Origin of the sequence: Jiella endophytica (assembly GCF_004519335.1) — a bacterium.
Lineage (GTDB): Bacteria > Pseudomonadota > Alphaproteobacteria > Rhizobiales > Rhizobiaceae > Jiella > Jiella endophytica.
On record NZ_SOZD01000001.1, the window covers coordinates 359,279 to 378,555 of the forward strand.

General features: G+C 67.4%; 17 protein-coding genes. 12 read left to right on the top strand and 5 right to left on the bottom strand.

Features of this window, described 5'->3' with window-relative positions; all coding sequences use genetic code 11:
- The 5 genes from E3C22_RS01745 to nanR are packed head-to-tail and all read left to right on the top strand — an operon-like array spanning position 1 to position 6,212.
- The gene (locus tag E3C22_RS01745; RefSeq protein ID WP_134759635.1) at positions 1-1,560 is read left to right on the top strand and encodes a sugar ABC transporter ATP-binding protein; all 1,560 of its coding nucleotides are present in this window, start codon (positions 1-3) and stop codon (positions 1,558-1,560) included.
- The gene (locus E3C22_RS01750) at positions 1,560-2,630 is read left to right on the top strand and encodes an ABC transporter permease (protein WP_134759637.1); all 1,071 of its coding nucleotides are present in this window, start codon (positions 1,560-1,562) and stop codon (positions 2,628-2,630) included. The genes E3C22_RS01745 and E3C22_RS01750 overlap by 1 nt, the downstream gene beginning before the upstream one ends.
- Positions 2,631-2,642: 12 nt before the next feature.
- Complete coding sequence (locus E3C22_RS01755) at positions 2,643-3,662, top strand: Gfo/Idh/MocA family protein (protein ID WP_134759639.1); 1,020 nt, start codon at positions 2,643-2,645, stop codon at positions 3,660-3,662.
- The gene (locus E3C22_RS01760) at positions 3,659-5,413 is read left to right on the top strand and encodes a D-apionate lactonase family protein (protein WP_134759641.1); all 1,755 of its coding nucleotides are present in this window, start codon (positions 3,659-3,661) and stop codon (positions 5,411-5,413) included. The genes E3C22_RS01755 and E3C22_RS01760 overlap by 4 nt, the downstream gene beginning before the upstream one ends.
- A gap of 52 nt (positions 5,414-5,465) precedes the next feature.
- Complete coding sequence (nanR, locus tag E3C22_RS01765; RefSeq protein WP_134759643.1) at positions 5,466-6,212, top strand: transcriptional regulator NanR; 747 nt, start codon at positions 5,466-5,468, stop codon at positions 6,210-6,212.
- A gap of 51 nt (positions 6,213-6,263) precedes the next feature.
- Here nanR and E3C22_RS01770 read toward each other — a convergent pair whose 3' ends face one another.
- On the bottom strand, positions 6,264-6,998 hold the full coding sequence (locus E3C22_RS01770; RefSeq protein WP_134759645.1) for an SDR family oxidoreductase: 735 nt from the start codon (positions 6,996-6,998) through the stop codon (positions 6,264-6,266).
- A 106-nt stretch (positions 6,999-7,104) separates the two neighbouring features.
- Here E3C22_RS01770 and E3C22_RS01775 point away from each other — a divergent pair, with 106 nt between their 5' ends.
- Positions 7,105-7,995 (top strand): AraC family transcriptional regulator, encoded by an 891-nt coding sequence (locus E3C22_RS01775; protein ID WP_134759647.1) that lies wholly within the window; start codon positions 7,105-7,107, stop codon positions 7,993-7,995.
- Positions 7,996-8,011: 16 nt separating this feature from the next.
- Here E3C22_RS01775 and E3C22_RS01780 read toward each other — a convergent pair whose 3' ends face one another.
- The gene (locus E3C22_RS01780) at positions 8,012-9,379 is read right to left on the bottom strand and encodes a four-carbon acid sugar kinase family protein (RefSeq protein WP_167591595.1); all 1,368 of its coding nucleotides are present in this window, start codon (positions 9,377-9,379) and stop codon (positions 8,012-8,014) included.
- A gap of 99 nt (positions 9,380-9,478) precedes the next feature.
- Here E3C22_RS01780 and E3C22_RS01785 point away from each other — a divergent pair, with 99 nt between their 5' ends.
- Positions 9,479-10,306, top strand: a complete 828-nt coding sequence (locus E3C22_RS01785) for a phosphogluconate dehydrogenase C-terminal domain-containing protein (RefSeq protein WP_134759651.1) — start codon at positions 9,479-9,481, stop codon at positions 10,304-10,306.
- A 76-nt stretch (positions 10,307-10,382) separates the two neighbouring features.
- On the opposite strand, the gene E3C22_RS01790 is transcribed toward E3C22_RS01785, so the two are convergent.
- On the bottom strand, positions 10,383-11,843 hold the full coding sequence (locus E3C22_RS01790; RefSeq protein ID WP_206026883.1) for an aldehyde dehydrogenase family protein: 1,461 nt from the start codon (positions 11,841-11,843) through the stop codon (positions 10,383-10,385).
- 107 nt (positions 11,844-11,950) lie between these two features.
- Entirely contained in the window at positions 11,951-12,655 is a 705-nt protein-coding gene (locus E3C22_RS01795; protein WP_167591596.1) for a GntR family transcriptional regulator, read from the bottom strand.
- Between the two features lie 161 nt (positions 12,656-12,816).
- Between E3C22_RS01795 and E3C22_RS01800 the strand changes: the two genes are divergently transcribed.
- From E3C22_RS01800 to E3C22_RS01820, 5 genes are all read left to right on the top strand, one after another.
- Positions 12,817-13,809 (top strand): TRAP transporter substrate-binding protein, encoded by a 993-nt coding sequence (locus E3C22_RS01800; RefSeq protein ID WP_134759655.1) that lies wholly within the window; start codon positions 12,817-12,819, stop codon positions 13,807-13,809.
- Between the two features lie 111 nt (positions 13,810-13,920).
- Positions 13,921-14,433: a TRAP transporter small permease gene (locus tag E3C22_RS01805; RefSeq protein WP_134759656.1), complete on the top strand. Its 513-nt coding sequence runs from the start codon at positions 13,921-13,923 to the stop codon at positions 14,431-14,433.
- Complete coding sequence (locus E3C22_RS01810; RefSeq protein WP_134759658.1) at positions 14,430-15,704, top strand: TRAP transporter large permease; 1,275 nt, start codon at positions 14,430-14,432, stop codon at positions 15,702-15,704. The genes E3C22_RS01805 and E3C22_RS01810 overlap by 4 nt, the downstream gene beginning before the upstream one ends.
- Before the next feature lie 34 nt (positions 15,705-15,738).
- Positions 15,739-16,845 carry an isocitrate/isopropylmalate dehydrogenase family protein gene (locus E3C22_RS01815; RefSeq protein ID WP_134759660.1) on the top strand — a complete coding sequence of 369 codons (1,107 nt, stop codon included), beginning with the start codon at positions 15,739-15,741 and terminating at the stop codon, positions 16,843-16,845.
- A gap of 29 nt (positions 16,846-16,874) precedes the next feature.
- The gene (locus E3C22_RS01820; protein WP_134759662.1) at positions 16,875-17,753 is read left to right on the top strand and encodes an NAD(P)-dependent oxidoreductase; all 879 of its coding nucleotides are present in this window, start codon (positions 16,875-16,877) and stop codon (positions 17,751-17,753) included.
- A 15-nt stretch (positions 17,754-17,768) separates the two neighbouring features.
- Here E3C22_RS01820 and E3C22_RS01825 read toward each other — a convergent pair whose 3' ends face one another.
- Positions 17,769-19,055 (bottom strand): ribulose-bisphosphate carboxylase large subunit family protein, encoded by a 1,287-nt coding sequence (locus E3C22_RS01825; protein ID WP_245514708.1) that lies wholly within the window; start codon positions 19,053-19,055, stop codon positions 17,769-17,771.
- Positions 19,056-19,277 lie beyond the last annotated feature (222 nt).

The following is a 19,277-nucleotide window of genomic DNA, read 5'->3' on the forward strand; positions in this document are numbered from 1 at the left end:
ATGACGACGATCGATCATCCCGTCGGCCTGTCGATCCGCGGCGGCACCAAGGTCTATCCGGGGACCGTGGCGCTCAAATCTGCGGACTTCGATCTCAGGATGGGGGCAGTCAACGTCCTCGTCGGGGAGAACGGCGCGGGCAAGTCGACGATGATGAAGGTCATCGCCGGCGTCGAGCAGCTCACCGAGGGGCGGATCCTCATGGACGGCGAAGAGGTCGTCTTCCGGACGACCGACGATGCGGCCAGGCACGGCATCGGCATAGTCTTCCAGGAGCTGAACCTCTTTCCGAACCTGTCCGTCGCCGACAACATCTTCATGGCCAGGGAAAGGACCCGGGCCGGCATCGACATCGACAGCGGCGCCCAGCGCGAGGAGGCGCGCCGGCTGATGCGCCGCCTCGAGCACGACATCGACCCGGACACGCTGGTCGGCGACCTCAAGGTCGGCCAGCAGCAGATCGTCGAGATCGCCAAGAGCCTCTCCCAGAACGCCAGGATCCTGATCCTCGACGAGCCGACCTCGGCGCTGTCCTCGGCCGAGGTGGAGATCCTCTTCCGGGTCATCGACGAGCTGCGCAAGGACGGCGTCGGCATCGTCTACATCTCCCACCGGCTGGAGGAGCTCCTCCGGATCGGCGACTACATCACCGTCCTGCGGGACGGCCAGATCACCGGTGCCCGGCCGATGGAGGGCGTCGATCTCGCCTGGATCGTCCGCAACATGATCGGCGACGCCTCGAAGGACTTCGCCAAGGACGTCGACCACGCCTTCGGCCCGGAGGTCTTCCGCGCCGAGGAGATCACCTTGCCGTCGAGCCGCGGCGGCCTGGCCGTCGATCACGTTTCGTTTTCCCTGCGCGCCGGCGAGATCCTCGGCATCTACGGCTTGATGGGCGCCGGGCGCTCGGAACTGCTCGAATGCATCATCGGCGGCGTCACGCATTATGGCGGCCGCCTCTTCGTCGAGGGAAAGCCGATGGCCGAGCGCAGCGTCTCGGGGCGGATCGCCCGAGGCATCGCGCTCATCCCGGAGGATCGCAAACAGGACGGCCTCGTCCAGATCCTGTCGATCCGGGAGAACATGACCCTTTCGAGCCTGAAAGCCTTCGCCACCGGCATCCATCTTTCCCTGAAGCAGGAGGCGCTGAGCGTCGCCGACTTCATCAGGCGGATGACCGTCAAGGTGGCCTCGAGCGAACACGAGGTCTCCTCGCTGTCCGGCGGCAACCAGCAGAAGGTCGTCATCGCCAAGGCGCTGATGACCAGGCCGAAGATCCTGTTGATGGACGAGCCATCGCGCGGCATCGACATCGGCGCCAAGGCCGAGGTGTTCCGGGTGATGCGAAGGCTCGCCGCCGACGGCCTCGGCATCGTCTTCGTCACCTCCGATCTCGACGAGGTGATGGCGCTTTCGGACCGGATCCTGGTGATGTCGAACGGGCGCGTCACCGGGGAATTTGACCGCGCCGACGCCACCGAGACCGCGCTCGTCGAAGCCTCCAGCCTCGGCCACGGGCCGGATGCCGGTCGTGCCGGCCATTTCAGGGAAGCATCGTGATGTCCGAACAGACCCTTGCCCGACCGGCGGCGACAGGCTTCGACGTGAATGCCGCGCTGCTCGTGCTTCTCAAGGCGCGCACCTTCATCGCGCTGATCCTCGTCTTCGCCTTCTTCGCCTTCGCCGCCCCGAACTTTTTGTCGGTGGCGAACATGGTGATCATGTCGAAGCACGTCGCGCTGAACGCCTTCCTCGCCATCGGCATGACCTTCGTCATCGTCTCGGGCGGGATCGACCTCTCGGTCGGATCGATCGTCGGCCTCTGCGGCATGGTCGCCGGATGGCTGATCCTCAACGGCATCGATCTCGGCCTCGGCTTCACCATCCAGTTCAATACCTTCGAGATCTGCTTCCTGGTCATTCTCGTGGGCATCACCGTCGGCGCCCTCAACGCCTTCCTGATCACCCGGCTCAATGTCGCGCCCTTCATCGCCACGCTCGGCACGCTCTATGTCGCGCGCGGCGCCGCCATGCTTTCCTCCAACGGCGAGACCTTTCCCAATCTCAACGGCAACGCCGCCTATGGCTCTGCGACGTTCCGCCTGATCGGGGCGGGGGATTTCCTCGGCGTGCCGATCTCGATCTGGATGCTGATCGTCGTCGGGCTGGCCGCCGCCTACATCGCCCGCCGCACGCCGCTCGGGCGCTACATCTACGCCGTCGGCGGCAACGAGAAGGCGGCCGGCCTCTCGGGTGTGAGGGTCAACCGGGTCAAGTACTTCGTCTACATGTTCTCCGGCTTCTGCGCGGCGCTGGTCGGCATCATCATCGCCTCGCAGCTGGTCGCCTCGCACCCTGCGACGGGCGAGACCTTCGAGCTGAACGCCATCGCCGCCGCGGTCCTCGGCGGCACCTCGATGTCCGGCGGTCGCGGGCGGATCGCCGGCACCATCGTCGGCGCCTTCGTCATCGGCATCCTCTCCGACGGTCTCGTGATGATGGGCGTCTCGGCCTTCTGGCAGACGGTGATCAAGGGCGTCGTCATCATCGCGGCCGTGGTGATCGACCAGGCCCAGCAGCGCTTCGAGAGCCGCCTGGCGCTGCAGGCCCAGGCCGCGCTCGGCAAGTAAGGAGGCCCCCGTATGAAGGGCGCATTGATCGGCTGCGGCTTCTTTGCCCAGAACCAGCTCCACGCCTGGGCCGAGATCGAAGGCGCCGGGATCGTCGCCCTCTGCGACACCGACGAGGCGCGGCTGTCGGATACCGCCCGGCGTTTCGGCATCGAGCGAACCTATCGCGACGCCGCAGCGATGCTCGATGCCGAGGCCCTCGACTTCGTCGACATCGCGACGACGGCTCCGAGCCATCGGCCGCTGGTCGAAATGGCGGCAAAGAAGAGCCTGCACGTCATCTGCCAGAAGCCCTTCGCCGAGACGATGGAAGACGCCCGCGCCATGGTCGCGGCGGTCGACGACGCCGGGCGCGTCGTGATGGTGCACGAGAATTTCCGCTGGCAGTCGCCGGTGCGCCGGGCAATCGACATGGTGCGCGGCGGGGCGATCGGCGAGCCCTTCTTCGGCAGGGTCTCCTTCCGCTCCGGCTACGACGTCTTTTCCGGCCAGCCCTATCTCGCCGAGGGCGAGCGCTTCATCATCGAGGATCTCGGCATCCACATCCTCGACATCGCCCGGGCCTTCTTCGGCGACGTCGACCGGCTGGCGGCGACGACGCGGCGGGTCAACCCGAAGATCCGCGGCGAGGACGTCGCGACGATGCTCCTGTCCCATGCGAGCGGCGTCACCAGCGTCATCGACTGCTCCTATGCGACGAAGCGCGAGCCGGAGACCTTTCCGCAGTCGCTCGTCGAGATCGACGGCACCGAGGGCACGCTGCGGCTCGACGCCGGCTATCGCCTGACGATCCAGGCGAAGGGCGAGGAGAGCGTCGTCGACGTCTCCCCACCGCTGCTCTCCTGGGCCGAGCGCCCCTGGCACAACATCCAGGAAAGCGTCCGGACGATCCAGCAGCATTTCGCCAACTGCATCGCCGAGGGCCAGGAGCCCGAAACCTCCGGCCGCGACAATCTGAAGACCCTGGCGCTCGTCGAGGCCGCCTATCGCTCTGCGGCAACCGGCGAAACGGTCCGGCCGGGGGAACTGTGAGCGGGCTTGCCGCTCTTTACGGCACCGACGAGCCGCCGGAGGACCGCCGGCGCTATCAGCTTGGGCCGGTCTCCTTCGAGCTTTGCGGCGGGGCAGTCCGGTATCTTTCGGTGAACGGAAACGAGCTCGTCCGCCGCATCGCCTTCCTCGCCCGCGACCGCGACTGGGGAACGCTGGCTCCGACGCTCGGGCCGGTCGAGGAGGACGCCGACAAGAAACGTCTGCGGCTCGCCATCTCGATGCGGTTCGAGAACGGCGATGCCGGGCTCGATACGCGGCTGACGCTGACGCTTCGCCCGGAGGGTCTCGATTTCGAGGCCGAGGGCATCGCGACGGGCGACTTCGAGACCAACCGCGCCGGCTTCACGATCCTCCATCCGATCACTGGCCAGGCAGGCGCTCCGGTCACGGTCGTCCACAGCGACGGCGTAGCCGAGGAGGGGACCTTCCCGGAGGCCATCGCGCCCTGGCAGCCCTTCATGGACATCGCCGCGATCACCCATCATGTCGGTGGCCTCTCCTGTACCTGCCGGCTGGAGGGCGACGTCTTCGAGATGGAGGACCAGCGCCAGTGGGGCGACGCGTCCTTCAAGACCTACAACCGGCCGCTGGCGCTGCCCTGGCCCTACCGGATCGGAGACGGAGAGACGATCCGTCAGGCGGTGCGCCTCTCGTGGCAAGAAGAGAAGCGGGCGCCGACGACCGTGCGTTCTTCGCCAGCGATGGCCGACGCCGGCTTTCCCGAAACCGCGATCCTCGTCACGCCGGCGCATGCCCGCCGGGCGATCGAGCGCCTCGATGAGATCCGGGCGATCGGGCCGCAGCGGCTGCTCTGCCATGTCGACGCTTCGCGCGGTGACCTTGCCGGACAGTTCGCAGCCTTGGCGAAGCTGCAGGATGCCGCGCCGGGCTATCTCTACGACCTCGAGATGATCGCGGATTTCGGCGACGATCCCGATGCCGACCCGGCGGGCCCGCTCCGCGCCTATGCCAGTGCCATGCGCGATGCGGGCCTGCGGCCGGCGAGCGTCATGGTCTGTCCCTCGGTCGATCGCCAGTCGACGCCGCCCGGATCGGCCTGGCCGGCCTGCCCGCCGCTCGATCTGATCCATGCGGCGGCGCGTAAGGCGTTCGGCGCGCCTCTGATGGGCGGCGGCATGGCGAGCTTCTTCCCCGAATTCAATCGCAAGCGCCCGCCGGTCACACACCTCGATTTCGTCTCCCATTCGCTCTGCCCGATCGTCCACGATGCCGGCGACCTTGCGGTGATGGAGACGCTGGAGGCCGTGCCGCAGATCGCCCGATCGGCCCGGGCGATCATCGGCGAGCGTCCCTATCGGATCGGTCCTGCCACCATCGCCATGCGGCAGAACCCTTACGGCGCGCGAACCATCCCGAACCCCGAGGGCCGCCGCGTCCCGATGGCCGACGACGATCCCCGCCACCGCGCGCGCTTCGGCGCCGCCTATGTCCTCGGCCTCGCGGCGGCGCTGGCGCCGGAAGGAATCGCCGTCTGGACGCCCGGCGAGCTTTACGGGCCGCGCGGCCTCGTCCGCGATGACGGAGGCTGGCATCCGCTGACCCATGTCGTCGCGGCACTGGCCGCCTGTGCGGGCGTTTCCGTGGCGCAGGCGACGGTGGGCGAAGGCCTCGCGAAGCTGGTGCTCGGCGAGCGCCGCTTCACCGCGAACTTGACCGATGCCGCGCTTCGTGGATTGGAACCCTATGGCTGGTCCGGGGAGGGAACCTAGCTGAAGAGAGAGCCGCGCCGTCCGGCCGGTTCATCGCATTCGAGGAAAGCCCGTGGCATCGCAACTCTCCGCAGGTCCTGAAGGGGACAAGATCGTCCGCCGGAAACTGTCGGAGCAGGTCCTCGACCGGCTGCGCGAGATGATCCGCGGTGGCGAACTAAGGCCCGGCGACGCGATGCCTTCGGAGCGCGCCCTGATGGAGCGCTTCGGCGTCGGCCGCCCGGCGGTCCGCGAGGCGCTGCAGTCGCTGCACAATTCCGGGCTGATCACCATCAATCACGGCGAGCGCAGCCGGGTGAACGAGATCACCGCCGGTACCGTCCTCGACCGCTCCGACGAGATCGCCCGCCTGCTGCTCGACGCCGTGCCGTCCAATCTCGAACATCTGAAGCAGGCGCGGCGGATGTTCGAACTCGGCATCGTGCGGATCGCCGCCGAGAAGGCGAGTTCAGACGACGTCGCCGAACTGCGAGACCTCGTCGCCCGCCAGCGCTCGCTGCTCGGGAAAGACGCGCTGCCCTTCATCGAGACCGACATGGCGTTTCATGCCCGGATTGCCGAGATCGTCGACAATCCGATCATCGCCGCGGTCTCCGTGGCAATGCTGCGCTGGCTGTTCGAATATCACACCGCGCTCCTCCACTGGTCGGGCAAGGAGGAGGTGACGCTCACCGAACACGAGCGGATCGTCGACCTGATCGAGGCGCGTGATCCCGAAGGCGCGGTCGCCATGATGCAGGCCCATCTCGACCGCTCGCTGGAGCTTTATGCCCGCAGCGAGGGCGCGGCCCGACCATAGGATCGTATAGGGAGCGTCGATCGTCCCAGGCCTTCGACGCAGACCTTCGTCTCAGTCCTGCGCTGTCGGCCGCACGACGATGCTGCCGATCTCGACGTCGTCCGGCTGTTCGATGGCGAAGGCGATGGCGCGGGCGATCGCATCCGGCGGGATCGCGAGTTCGCTCTTTCGTTTGGCGATCGCCGCCCGGATATCCGGATCGGAAATGGCGGATTCGGCGAAGGATGTGTCGATGAAGCCGGGCGAAACCTCGGTCACCCGCAGGCCCGCCCCGGATTCCTGGCGCAGCGCTTCCGTCGCCGTGCGCAGGGCGTTCTTGGTCGCGGCATAGACGCCCATCGTCGGAACGATCTTCAGGCCGGCGGTGGAGACGACATTGACGATATGGCCGGTCCCGGCGCCGAAGGCAGGAAGCGCTGCGGCGATGCCGTAGAGCGCGCCCCGGAGGTTGACGTCGATCATCGCGTCCCAGTCCTCGACGCGGAGGGCATCGAATCGCGAGATCGGTCCGATCCCGGCATTGTTGACGAGGACGTCCAAACGCCCGAAGCGTTCTTGGGCGAGTTCGATCAGTCTCTTAAGGTCCTGCCGGCAAGTGACATCGGTGACCCGGAACGCAACCTTGCCGCCGGCAGATGTGATTTCAGCTGCAACGGCGGCCAGTTCCGCTTCGCTTCTGGCTCCGAGGACGAGGCGGGCACCGCGAGCGGCGAGATGGATGGCGGTCGCCCGTCCGATGCCGCGTCCGGCGCCGGTGATGACGATGGTTTTGTTCTCGATCGGCATGAAGTCTCCGTTGCGGGATGAGAAGACGATCGAGAGCTATTCCGGCGCGGCCGGTTCTTCTATGCTCGAACGGCCATATGTTTGTCGCGATCAGCCAGGATGACGCATGTCCGACCCGTTTTCTGACGTTCTTGCCGCCCTCGGAACGCAGAGCGTCCGCGGGACTCGTCTGGAGGCGGCGGGAGACTGGGCGCTGTCCTTCGACGGCCGCGGGCGGCTGAAGTTCGTCGCGGTCGTGAAGGGCTGCTGCTGGCTGTTGCTGGCTGGCCAGGAGCCGGAGCGTCTCTGCGCGGGCGACGTCCTCCTCCTCAGCAACATCCGCTACACCGTCGCCAGCGATCCGGCCGTCGAGGCCGTCGACGGAATGCGCCTCTACGAGGGCCCGGGCCGCGACACGGTCCGGCTCGGCGAGGCATGCGACACGGTGATGATCGGCGGCGGCAGTGGATTTGCCGATGGATGCGGCTCGTTCGTGCTGGACGCTTTGCCGGCGTTTCTTCGTGTCGAGCAAACGTCGCCCGGCGCCGCGGCAGTCGCCCGGACTCTGGAGGCGCTGCAGGACGAGGTTCGCCTGGGGGCGGTCGGCGGCCCGCTGGTTTCCGAGCGGCTCGCCGAAATCCTGGTGGTCGAAGCGGTGAGGGCGCACGTCGCGGCGAGTTCTGCCGAAAGCGTCGGATGGATCACCGCGCTGGCGGATCGCCGCATCGCCCGCGCCATTTCACTGATGCACGGGGACGTCGCCCGAAGATGGACGGTTCCGATGCTGGCGCGCGAGACCGGCATGTCCCGTTCGGCGCTGACCGAGCGCTTCGCCCGGCGGGTCGGTCGGCCGCCGATGGAGTATCTGACGCACTGGCGGATGATGCTGGCGCAGCGAAAGCTGGCGACGGGGGAGGCCGTGGCGACAGTCGCCACGGATGTCGGCTACAGATCGCAGAGCGCGTTTGCCCATGCCTTCAAGCGCATGACAGGCCAAACCCCGCGTCGCCGTCGATGACGCCGCTGCGGCAGCCTCACCTTGCCCCGCCGCCGTCGCGAATCCAGCCGAAGAAGTCCTCCGAGCCCATCTGCCCGCCCTTGAGGGCGATCTGCAGGCCGTCATGGGGCCCGTTGCCATAGGCCGTGCAGAGCGACGCGCCGGGGATCGTCGGGCTGAGCGCAGTGAGCGCGTCGAGCTTCAGCTGGCGCATGCCGTGGCCGGAGGTGTCGCCGCCGGAGATCACCGCCCGGCGGATGCCGGTTTCGATGAGAATCCGATCGAGAATGCGGCCGAGCGCCTCGCCGATGCGCCGGTTGGCGGTCTCCGGCGCCATGCCGCTTTGCCCGAGCGCCGCCCGGAAGGCCGAGACCGCTTCGCCTTCGGTGCCCATCGCCGAATGAACGAGCGGGCTCAGGCCTCGTCCAGCTGCCTCGCAGGCTAGGGCGGCGACACGGCTTTCCTCTGTCGAAAGCGAGTCGTCGTTGCCGCAGACTGCGGCTGCATCGAAGGCGGTGAGGGCGAAGCCGTTCGCTCCCGCCCATCTGAGCTGCGCGGCCGTCATCGGCGAGACCGATCCGGAGATCACCGCAATCCGGTCGACCGCCCCGGCGGAGGGCGTCGCTTCGGGTGGGGCGATCAGGCCGGTCGCCTGCCAGTGGCGCAGCAGCGCATATTCGATCCCCTGGCTGCCGACCACGAAGCCGAGCCTGTCGCGGTTTTCCCAGATCAGTCGGCCGGCGGCCCGCTCGCTCGTCTCCTCCATCGAATCGATCGAGAGGATTTTCGCGCCGGCGCCGATCGCCGCGTCGAGCCGCGGCTGCGGGTCGGACCACAGCGCCTCGAGATCGATTAGCGCCGAGGGAAGGGAAGTCTGCCCTACGAGATGTTTCAATAGATCGGCCTCGTTCATCGGCGTCACCGGATGGCTCGCCATCACCGGATGCCGATCGAGGCGGAAGACGCCGTCATAGGTGCCGGCGAAGAGATGGCCGAAGGCCTGGTAGCGGCGCATCTGCGGCGCCGCGGTGAGCAGCGGCACGGCAGTTGCCGGGCGGACCTCGAGCCCGATCTCGATCGCCTTGCCGACCGAGCCGACGTCCGCCGCCGAATCGAAGGTCGAGCAGATCTTGTAGTGCAGGAGCGGCGCGCCGAGCCGGTCGAGCGAGCGCAGCGGTTCTTCGAGGTTCTCCTCCATCCACTGTGGGCCGTGGCTGCGCGCCGTCGAGGCGATGCCGACCGCCTGGCATCCGGAAAAGCGGGCGATGGTCGCGACGTCGGGAATGCCGGTGAACAGCACCGCATCGACGCCTGCGAAGGCCAGCGCCTCCATCACTGCCGCGGAGCCGGTGAAATCGTCGCCGTACCAGGCGATCAGCAGCGCGACTTCAGCTCGTCCGGGCATGGGACCTCGCATCGTGTTGGAATTGACATTCGCCTGCCGATCGTTATCTCATCATACCAGTTGAAGAAAGCCTCATGGGCTCAGAGGGAGGGGATAGCGATGACGAGCATTGCGTTGTTCGGTGCCGGCGGAAAGATGGGCGTTCGGCTGTCGCGCAATCTGGCGAAGACGGATTTCGACGTTCGCCATGTCGAGGTGATGCCCGAGGGTCAGGTCCGGCTGAAGGAGGCCGTGGGTGCCAGCTGCATCGAGCCGGATGTGGCGATCGACGGTGCCGACGTCGTCGTCCTCGCCGTCCCGGACACGGCGATCGGCAAGGTCGCCGGCATGGTGGTGCCGAAGGTCGCGCCGGGAACCATCGTCGTCATTCTCGATGCCGCCGCGCCTTTTGCCGGCCATCTGCCGGAACGCGCGGACATCACCTATTTCGTCACCCATCCCTGCCACCCGACGATCTTCACCAAGGAGACCACCGAGGCGGGCCGCAACGACCATTTCGGCGGCATCGCCGCCGAGCAGGCGGTGGTCAATGCCCTGATGCAGGGGCCTGACGAGCACTATGCCATCGGCGACAGCGTCGCGCGGGCGATCTATGCGCCGGTCAACCGGACGCACCGGGTCAGCGTCGAGCAGATGGCCTATCTGGAGCCCGGCCTGTCGGAGACCGTCTGCGCCTCGCTCCTCGTGGTGATGCGCGAGGCGATGGAGGAGGTCATCAAGACGGGTGTCTCCCGGGATTGCGCCCGCGACTTCCTGCTCGGCCACATGAACATTCTCGGCGCGGTGATCTTCGAGGAGGTCGACGGGGTGTTCTCCGACGCCTGCAACAAGGCGATCGAGTTCGGCAAGCCGATGCTGATGCGGGACGACTGGAAGAAGGTCTTCGAGCCAGACGAGATCGCGGCGAGCATCCGCCGCATCACCTGAGCGTCACTTCTGCGCAATCTGACGAAGCCGGCGCGAGACGATCGCGCCGGCTTCGTTGTGTCGATGTGGCCGGATCCTAGCCGTGTTTGATCGACACGGTTTTCAGCCGCGAGAAGCCGTAGAGCGCCTCGAAACCCTTTTCGCGGCCGTGGCCGGACTTGCCTGTGCCGCCGAAGGGCAATTCGACGCCGCCGCCGGCGCCGTAATTGTTGATGAAGACCTGGCCGCAATGGAGCCTGCGGGCAAGCCGCATCTGCCTTGCGCCATTCTCCGTCCAGACGCCGGCGACGAGGCCGTAATCGGTGCCGTTGGCGATGCGGATCGCGTCTGCCTCGTCCTCGAACGGGATCATCACCTGGACGGGGCCGAAGATCTCCTCCTGCGCCAGGGCGTGGTCGGCAGGCACGTCGGCGAAGAGCACCGGCGCGACATAGTGGCCCTTCGCCGGCGCGCTGTCGTCGATGCGCCCTTCGCCGGCGATCGTCAACTCGTCGCGGCCCTTGGCGATGTAGCGGGTGACGATCGCCTTCTGCTTGCCCGAGACCAGCGGGCCGAGGTCGAAGCCGCCGGAAGCGGGGCCGGCGACCAGCCCGTTATAGACGGCGGCCATCTTCGCCTTCACCTCCTCGTAGATCCCCCGCTGGACGAGAACCCGCGAGGCGGCCGAGCAGGTCTGGCCGGCGGCCTGAATGCAGGCGCCGACGAGCGTCGGCAGCGCCGCCTCGAGATGGCAGTCGTCGAAGACGATGTGCGGGCTCTTGCCGCCGAGTTCCAGCGTCACCGGCACGACGTTCTCCGCCGCGGCCGACTGGATGCGTCGGCCGGTGCCGACCGAACCGGTGAACGAGACGTGGTGGACGCGTGGATGCGCCGACAGCGCTGCGCCCACCTCGTGGCCGTAGCCGGTGACGACGTTGAGCGCGCCGGCCGGCAGGCCAGCCTCCTCGGCGAGCGCGGCCACCGCAAGCGCGCTCAGCGAGGCGTCCTCGGCCGGTTTGAGCACGCAGGCGTTGCCCATGGCGAGGGCGGCTCCGATCGAGCGGCCGAGGATCTGCATCGGATAGTTCCAGGGGATGATGTGGGCGGTCACGCCATGCGGCTCGCGCAGCGTGAGGACCGTCGTCCCGGCCTGGTAGGGGATCGTCTCCCCCATCACCTTGTCGGCCGCACCGCCGTAGAATTCAAAATAGCGGGAAAGGGCGGTCGCGTCGTTGCGGGCCTGGGCGATCGGCTTGCCGACATCGGTCGATTCCAGAAAGGCCAGGGTCTCGGCCCGCTCCTCGACGAGGCGTGCCCAGCGCAGCAGGACGCGGCCCCGCTCGGTCGCGGTCATTGCTCCCCATTCGCCATCGAGCGCGGCCTCGGCAGCGCTGACGGCCGCCTCGACGTCACCTGCCGTGCCGGCGGCGATGGAGGCGATGGTCTCGCCGGTCGACGGGTTTTCGACCGGGATCGCTCCGCCGCCCTCCGCCTCGCGCCAGGCGCCTCCGACGAGAAGCTTTGCCGGATCGAACCACAGCTTGGTGTTCATCTCCATTCGTCCCTCCCATGAAACCTTGTACTAAGCGGCAGGGCCAGAGCCGCCTGCCATTGCCGAAGAACTGCGCCTCGCGTCACTGCGAAAGCACAGACGATCCGCGCCGGTCAGCCGGCGGCGTTGAGATGCGCCCCGATCCTCTCGCGGCCGGCCTCGATATGGCCCCGCATCGTCCTTTCGGCCCGGTCCGGGTCGCGCGCGCCGATGGCATCGAGGATGGCGATGTGCTCGTCGATGACAGCCCGGGCGACGTCGGAATGGTAGCGCAGGCGGAAGATGTGCATCTGGGTGAACAGCCGGCCGAGCGCGTCCTCGATCAGCTCGTTGCCGCAGGCGGCGGCGATGGCGCCGTGAAAGCGACTGTCGAGGACGACGAGTTTCGCCCGGTTGCCGGCGATGTCCTCGGCGGCCATGGCGCGCATCTCGTCGACGATCGCGCGGAGCTCGGCGAGCGCCTCGGGCGATGCCAGCCGTGCCGCGCCGGCGGCGCTCGCCGGCTCGATGAGGCAGCGGAGCTCGAAGATCTTGGCGAACTGCTCGGGCGAGGGGAGCGGTGTGACGCTCCAGCCGGAATACTGCTTCTTGACGACCAGCCCCTCCGCCTCGAGCCGGATCAGCGCCGCCCGCGTCGGCGTCTGCGAGACGCCGAAGCGGCGCGCGAGGCCGTCGATGGAGAGCCGCGCACCGGCGGGGATGCGCAGCGAGATCAGGTCGTCGACGAGGCGCTGATAGATCTCGTCGCCGAGCGAAGGGCGCTGCAGGATCGCGTCCCGCGGCGGAGCTTCGTGTTCCTCGAGATGGTAGCCGGACACGCAATCCTCCGCGACCAAAGCCTGCATCCTTGACCGAGCGGAAAAGGTCCCGTACGAATATCGTATCGGATATCTGGTGTAAACACTGAGCCGATCGGGTCGGCGCCGCACGAGGGAGACGTGCAGCGCGTTCTGCGACCCTGCCCAAGGGAGGAATAGAGATGAATTACAGATCGATGCTCGCCGGCCTTTTGCTGGCGACGAGTGCCATCGCGACCACCGGGATCGCGATCACGGCCGTCGAGGCGAAGGAGATGAACTTCGCCATCGTGACGCCGCCGGAGGGCCACTATGGCCAGGGCGCCAAGGCCTTCGCCGAAAAGATGAAAGAGCTGTCGGGCGGCGATTTCGTCGTCAACGTCAAGGCCGGCGGGTCGCTCGGCGGCGAGCGCGAAATCCTTGAGGGCGAGCAGATCGGGACGATCGAGCTGGCGATGACCTCGACCGGACCGGTCGGCTCCTTCGCGCCGGAAATCTACGCGCTCGACTTCCCCTTCCTGTTCAAGGACTACGCCAGCGCCCGCAAGATCCTCGATGGTGAGATCGGCGACGAGCTGCTTTCGAAGTTCGAGGACAAGGGGATGATCGGCCTCGCCTGGTCTGAGAACGGCTTTCGCCACGTGACCAATTCGGTCCATCCGGTGAAGACGCCTGCCGATCTCCAGGGCCTGAAGCTGCGCACGATGGAAAACCAGGTCCACATCGACGCCTTCAAGGAACTCGGCGCATCGCCGACGCCGATGAGCTGGACGGAGGTCCTGACCTCGCTGCAGCAGGGCACCATCGACGGGCAGGAAAATCCGATCCCGATCATCGTCTCGAACAACATGTGGGACATGCAGAAATACGTGACGCTCACCGGCCACGTCTATTCGCCGGCGGTGATCACCATGTCGAAGATCCACTGGGACCAGCTCTCCGACGAGGAGAAGGGCTGGATCCGCGAGGCGTCCAAGGCGGCCGTCGCGGCGACCCGCAAGGTCGTCGACCAGAACGAGGCCGACGGCGTGAAGACCATGCGCGAGCATGGCATGGAGGTCATCGAGGACGTCGACAAGGCCGCCTTCCAGGACGCCGTCGAGCCGACCTACGAGCGCTACGGCAAGGAATATGGCGAGCAGATGATCCAGCGGATCCGCGACGCCCAGAAATAGGCGCCGCTGCCGTCGTCCTCCCGCGACGGATGCTTGCCCGGCCAGGCGGCCGGGCAAGCATGTCGGGCGAGGGGACGAAGCCGCCACAAAACCCTCCTCGAGGTCCCGCCGATGCGGAAGATCGCCCTCAATGCCGCCGAGCGGCTCATCTCGCTCACCCACAATCTTGCGGCCATCCTCCTGGCGGTGGCGGCGCTGCTGGTGTTCTGGCAGGTCGTCACCCGCTTCATCCTCGGCGATGCCGCCGCATGGTCGGAGGTTCTGGCCCGCGGCATCGTCATCTGGATGGTGTTCCTCGTCTCCGGCGCCGGTTTCCGCCTCAGCGCGATGATCCCGCTGGAATTCGTCCGCAGCGTCCTGCCGGACAATCTCCAGCGTATCGTCGGCTTCGTGGTGATGGTGCTGGTCCTCGCCTTTCTCGGCGTGCTGATCTGGTTCGGCACGGCGATGGCGATCCGCGTCTCGACCCAGCAGGTCGCGATGCTCGGTGTGCCGATCTCGTGGTTCTATGCGGCGATCCCCCTCGGCGCGGCGCTGGCGGTGCCGGGCGTCCTCCTCGAATTCTTCCGGCCGATCGACGAGTTGCGCGACGAGACGGCCGCCCGGGACGAGGCGTTCGAATGAACACCGCCCTCGTCACCGCACTGCTGGTCTTCTTCATCCTGTCGGTCCCGGTCGGAGTGGCGATCGGACTTGCCGCCATCGTCGGCGTCGGCTTCTTCTCGCCGCTGCCGCTGCTCGTCATCCCGCAGAAGATCTTCACTTCCCTTGACAGCTTTCCGCTGCTTGCCGTGCCCTTCTTCATCCTCGCCGGCAATCTGATGACCCATGGCGGCGTCTCGCGCCGGCTGGTCGGCTTCGCCAAGTCGATGGTCGGCGGGGTTCAGGGCGGGCTCGCCTCGACCTGCGTCGTCACCTGCATGATCTTCGCGGCGATCTCGGGTTCGTCGGTGGCGACGACATTTGCCATCGGCGCGATCCTGGTGCCGGCCATGGCGCGGCACAACTATCCGCTGCCGATGGCGGCGACGATCCAGGCGACCTCCGCCGAACTCGGCGTCATCATCCCGCCCTCGGTGCCGATGATCATCTTCGGCGTCGCCACCGAGACCTCGGTGACCCAGCTGTTCATGGCCGGCATCGGCCCCGGCCTGCTCGTCGCGGCCGCACTCGTCCTGATGACCCAGGTCTGGTGCCGGATGAAAGGCATCGGCAAGGAGGACGGCGACGAGAGCGAGCCGATCCTGAAGAGCTTCGTCGACGCCTTCTGGGCGTTGATGCTGCCCGTCATCATTCTCGGCGGTATCTATGGCGGCGTCTTCACCCCCACCGAGGCGGCGGCGGTCTCCGTCGTCTACGCGCTCGTCGTCGGCCTGTTCGTCTACCGCGAGATGGCCATCGCCGATCTGCCGCAGATCTTCCGTTCCGCCGCCGTCTCGACCGGGGCGATCATGCTGATCATCGCGACGGCCGGGCTGTTTTCCTTCCTGATCAGCCTCTCCGGCCTGCCGACCCTGATCGGCGGCTGGGCGAAGGCGAATTTCGACAGCGCCATCGGCTTCCTGCTGTTCGTCAACCTGTTGCTGCTCGTCGTCGGCATGTTCGTCGAGACCTCGGCGGCGATCCTCGTCCTGGCGCCGATCCTGACGCCGATCGCCATCGGCTTCGGGATCGATCCGGTGCATTTCGGCATCGTCGTCATCGTCAATCTCGCCCTCGGGATGATCACCCCGCCGCTCGGCGTCAATCTCTTCGCGGCGGCCCAGGTGGCGAAGATCCCGGTGCAGCGCATGTTCACCTCGCTGGTCATCCCGGTCGCGGTGGTCTTCACGACGCTCCTTCTCATCACCTACGTGCCGCAGATCTCGCTGTTCCTGCGCGACCTCTTCACCTGACGGCAACAGGCTCCCCACCGGAGGCAAGACAGACATGAGCGGACATCCCAGCTATCGCATCGCGACGATCGAAGGCGACGGCATCGGGCCGGAGGTTACCCGCTCGGCAATGGCGGTGCTTGCCGAAGCCTGCGGTGCCGGTCGGCTCGACTTCGTGATGGTGCCTGGCGGCGCTGGCCACTACCAGGCGTCCGGCGAGGTGCTGCCGGAGGAAACGCTGAAGGCCTGCCGCGAGCTCGACGCGACGCTGCACGGCGCCGCCGGCCTGCCGGGCGCCACCTATCCGGACGGGACCGAGGTCGGCAACGAGCTGCATCTGCAGCTGCGCTTCAAGCTCGACCTCTACGCCAATGTGCGGCCGATCAAGCTCCTGAAAGGCGTCCGCTCGCCGCTGCGGGACTTCGATGCGGGTAATGCGGGTCGCGGCATCGACTACGTCATCGTGCGGGAAAACACCGAGGGGCTCTATGCCAGCCGCGGGGCGGGAGTGCTTCTGCGCGGCGAGGTCGCCTCAGACAGCCTCGTCGTCACCCGCAAGGGGACGAGCCGGGTCGCCCGCTTCGCCTTCGACCTTGCCAGCAAGCGTGGCGGCGCGCTTTCCGACGGCAAGCAGCGGATGACCGTCTGCGACAAGGCCAACATCCTGAGAAGCTACGCCTTCTTCCGCTCGGTCTGCGAGGAGGTGCACGCGGAGTTTCCCGGCGTCGAGATCGACTACGCCTATGCGGACGCGATCACCGTCCACCTCCTCAAGCGGCCGGATTTCTACGACGTCATCGTCGCGGAAAACATGTTCGGCGACATCATCTCCGACCTCGGTGCGGCCACCGTCGGCGGCATGGGCATTTCGCCCTCCGGCGAGATCGGCGACGGCCATGGTCTGTTCCAGGGCGCCCACGGTTCGGCGCCGGATATTGCGGGCCGGGATCTCGCCAGCCCCGTCGCGGCGATCCTCTCCGGGGTGATGATGCTGCGCTGGCTGGCGGACCGCCACGGCGACCCGGCGCTCGGCAAGGATGCGGATCGCGTCGAACGGGCGGTCGAGTCCGTCCTCGAGGCCGGCGACTTCGTGCCCACCGACCTCGGCGGCAAAACGCGTTGCAGCGAGATGACGCAAGCGATCCTCGGCGCGCTCGCCTGAACACATCTGCGGAACAACGGATCAATCCCATGAGCAAGAAGATCGGCATCATCGGCGTCGGCATGATGGGCCACGGCATCGCCAGGAACATCGCCCTTGCCGGCTGGCCGCTCGCCTATCTCGACCACCCCGGCAACCAGCCGACGGACGATCTCGACTCGGCCGGCGCAACACGCCTTGGCACGCTTCCGGATGTCGTCGAGCAGAGCGACGTCGTCATCCTCGTCGTCACCGGCAGTTCGCAGATCGAGGAGATCGTCCTTGCCGACGACGGCTTCGTCGATGCCCTGCGCCCCGGCACCATCGTCGTCGACTGCTCGACCGGCATCCCGGCCGTCACCCGGCGGGCCGCGAAACGGGTCGAGGCGGCGGGGGGCCGGTTCTGCGACGCCGCGATGACCCGTACGCCGAAGGAGGCGGAGGAGGGACGCCTCAACCTCCTGATCGGCGGCGGCGACGAGACGGTCGCCGAGCTGACGCCGCTGTTCGAACTGTTTTCGGAGAACCGCTTCCATGCCGGGCCGGTCGGCGCCGGGCAGATGCTGAAGCTCATCCACAATTTCGTCTCGCTCGGCAGCGCCGCGCTGATCGGCGAGGCCGCGGCCTGCGCCGCCGAGAACGGCATTTCGGCGGAGATCCTCGTCGACTGCCTGCGGCGTGGCGGCGGCCACGGCGCCGCGCTTGAGCGGGTCGCGCCCTTCCTGCTCGAAGGCGAGACCGGCCAGATGCGCTTTACCAACGCCAACGCCCTGAAGGACGTCGGCTATTACAGCGAACTCGCCGGAGCGACCGGAACCGGGCGCAACATCGCCGACGGCGTTCTGTCGGCTTTCGGCTGGCTGAACGACAACGGCTTCGGTGCGGCGATGGTGCCTGAAGCGGCAAAGGCCTTCCGGCAGAAGACATGAGCCTTGCGAGGGCTGCTACCGGAACGTCTCGAGGGCTTGCCGGAGCGCCGGGCGGGTCTCGGCATAGGCGGCAAGCGGCGTTCCAGCCATCGCCGCCTCCCAAGCCTCGCGCATGCTGGTGACGCCGCCAGCGGGACCTGCCGGATGCGCCATGATGCCGCCGCCGGCGGCATGGATGAGGTCGGCCGACCCCAGCCGCGCGAATGTCTCCGGTGCCTGGCGGGCGGTCTGGCCCGACGAGAATACCGGCATAATGACGCATGGCTTGTCGTCGAACATCGGCGTCAGACAGGCCCGCGCCGCCGCGATGACGCTGTCGTCGTCTTCCGAGAACTTGTTGGCAAGGCCGTTCACATGCATGTGGTCGCAGCCGACCAGCCGCCAGATCTTCTGCCAGGCGGTGTAGGACCAGCCGAGCAGCGGATGGCGCGAGAGATATCCCCAGCCGTTGCGGTGGGCGTGGACCGGCAGCTCGCTGTGGCGGGCAAATTCGATCATGCCGACGAGCCCGACGGAGTTGAGGCTCGCCATCACGCAGGTGCCGCCGAGATCGCGGACGAGATCGTGCCGCCGCCGCATCTCGTCGAGATCGCCGGTGAGGTTGAAGGCGAACATCACCTTCATGCCGCTGCGCTGGGCATGCCTCTCGATGACGTCCATGACGGCGCGCGCGCGGGCCTCGAAGGGGCAGCCGGGACCGTCCGACTGGAGTTCGTCGTCCTTGATGAAATCGATGCCGGCGCCGGCGAGCGTATCCACCGCCTCGGCAGTCGCCTCCGGCGTCAGGCCGATGCTCGGCTTGATGATCGTCCCGATCAGCGGCCGACCGTTGACGCCGGCGAGCCGCCTGGTGCCCTCGATCCCGAACCGCGGGCCGGCATAGGCGTCGGCGAAGGCTCGCGGCAGGCGGATATCGAGGAGGCGCAGGCCGGAGACCTGCTTCAGCTCGAAGAGATTGCCGGCGACGGTGGCAAGGAGGTTCGGCAGCGACGGGCCGATATTGGCGAGCGGCCAGGAGATCGTCACGACGGCGCGGCGAAAGGTCCCGGGCGTCGAGGGGGTGGCCGCCCCCGGCAGCGCCGGCGCGGCGGCGGGATCGCATTCGCGGATCGCCTCGACTCGGGCTGCCGAGCGGGCCTTGAGTTCCGGCGTCTCGCCGGGAACCGGCAGGAAGGTCCCGCTCGACTGCTCGCCCGCAATGGCCTCGGCGGCCGCCTCGATGGAAATCGGGCTCTCGAGGAGATAGTCGGCCTCGAACCGATCGCCCATGCGGTGCGACCCGGCGTCTCCTTGCGCAGTCATGGCGTCTCCCCTCCCGCAATCTCATTATGTCATTATACCAGTTGTAGAATGCGCACAAGGCGATGCGGGGCGTCGTTCAGGCGGGAAAGCGCGGTATCAGGCTTGTGCCCCGTGGTCGTGCAGAGGAGCGGCGGACGGCGCGCGAACGCCCCGGCGATCCGGATCCGACTGCAATCGATCGACGGCGCGGGCTTCGGCGCCATGTCTGCACTTCAACGCCGT

What these genes read in the sequence shown, in the direction of transcription:
- E3C22_RS01790 (WP_206026883.1), bottom strand. Translation starts at nt 11,843, where the DNA reads ATGGAGATGAACACCAAGCTGTGGTTCGATCCGGCAAAGCTTCTCGTC.
- E3C22_RS01810 (WP_134759658.1), top strand. Translation starts at nt 14,430, where the DNA reads ATGAACACCGCCCTCGTCACCGCACTGCTGGTCTTCTTCATCCTGTCG.
- E3C22_RS01780 (WP_167591595.1), bottom strand. Translation starts at nt 9,379, where the DNA reads ATGCCCGGACGAGCTGAAGTCGCGCTGCTGATCGCCTGGTACGGCGAC.
- E3C22_RS01800 (WP_134759655.1), top strand. Translation starts at nt 12,817, where the DNA reads ATGAATTACAGATCGATGCTCGCCGGCCTTTTGCTGGCGACGAGTGCC.
- E3C22_RS01820 (WP_134759662.1), top strand. Translation starts at nt 16,875, where the DNA reads ATGAGCAAGAAGATCGGCATCATCGGCGTCGGCATGATGGGCCACGGC.
- E3C22_RS01825 (WP_245514708.1), bottom strand. Translation starts at nt 19,055, where the DNA reads ATGACTGCGCAAGGAGACGCCGGGTCGCACCGCATGGGCGATCGGTTC.
- E3C22_RS01785 (WP_134759651.1), top strand. Translation starts at nt 9,479, where the DNA reads ATGACGAGCATTGCGTTGTTCGGTGCCGGCGGAAAGATGGGCGTTCGG.
- E3C22_RS01770 (WP_134759645.1), bottom strand. Translation starts at nt 6,998, where the DNA reads ATGCCGATCGAGAACAAAACCATCGTCATCACCGGCGCCGGACGCGGC.
- E3C22_RS01750 (WP_134759637.1), top strand. Translation starts at nt 1,560, where the DNA reads ATGTCCGAACAGACCCTTGCCCGACCGGCGGCGACAGGCTTCGACGTG.
- E3C22_RS01775 (WP_134759647.1), top strand. Translation starts at nt 7,105, where the DNA reads ATGTCCGACCCGTTTTCTGACGTTCTTGCCGCCCTCGGAACGCAGAGC.
- E3C22_RS01815 (WP_134759660.1), top strand. Translation starts at nt 15,739, where the DNA reads ATGAGCGGACATCCCAGCTATCGCATCGCGACGATCGAAGGCGACGGC.
- E3C22_RS01745 (WP_134759635.1), top strand. Translation starts at nt 1, where the DNA reads ATGACGACGATCGATCATCCCGTCGGCCTGTCGATCCGCGGCGGCACC.
- E3C22_RS01805 (WP_134759656.1), top strand. Translation starts at nt 13,921, where the DNA reads ATGCGGAAGATCGCCCTCAATGCCGCCGAGCGGCTCATCTCGCTCACC.
- E3C22_RS01755 (WP_134759639.1), top strand. Translation starts at nt 2,643, where the DNA reads ATGAAGGGCGCATTGATCGGCTGCGGCTTCTTTGCCCAGAACCAGCTC.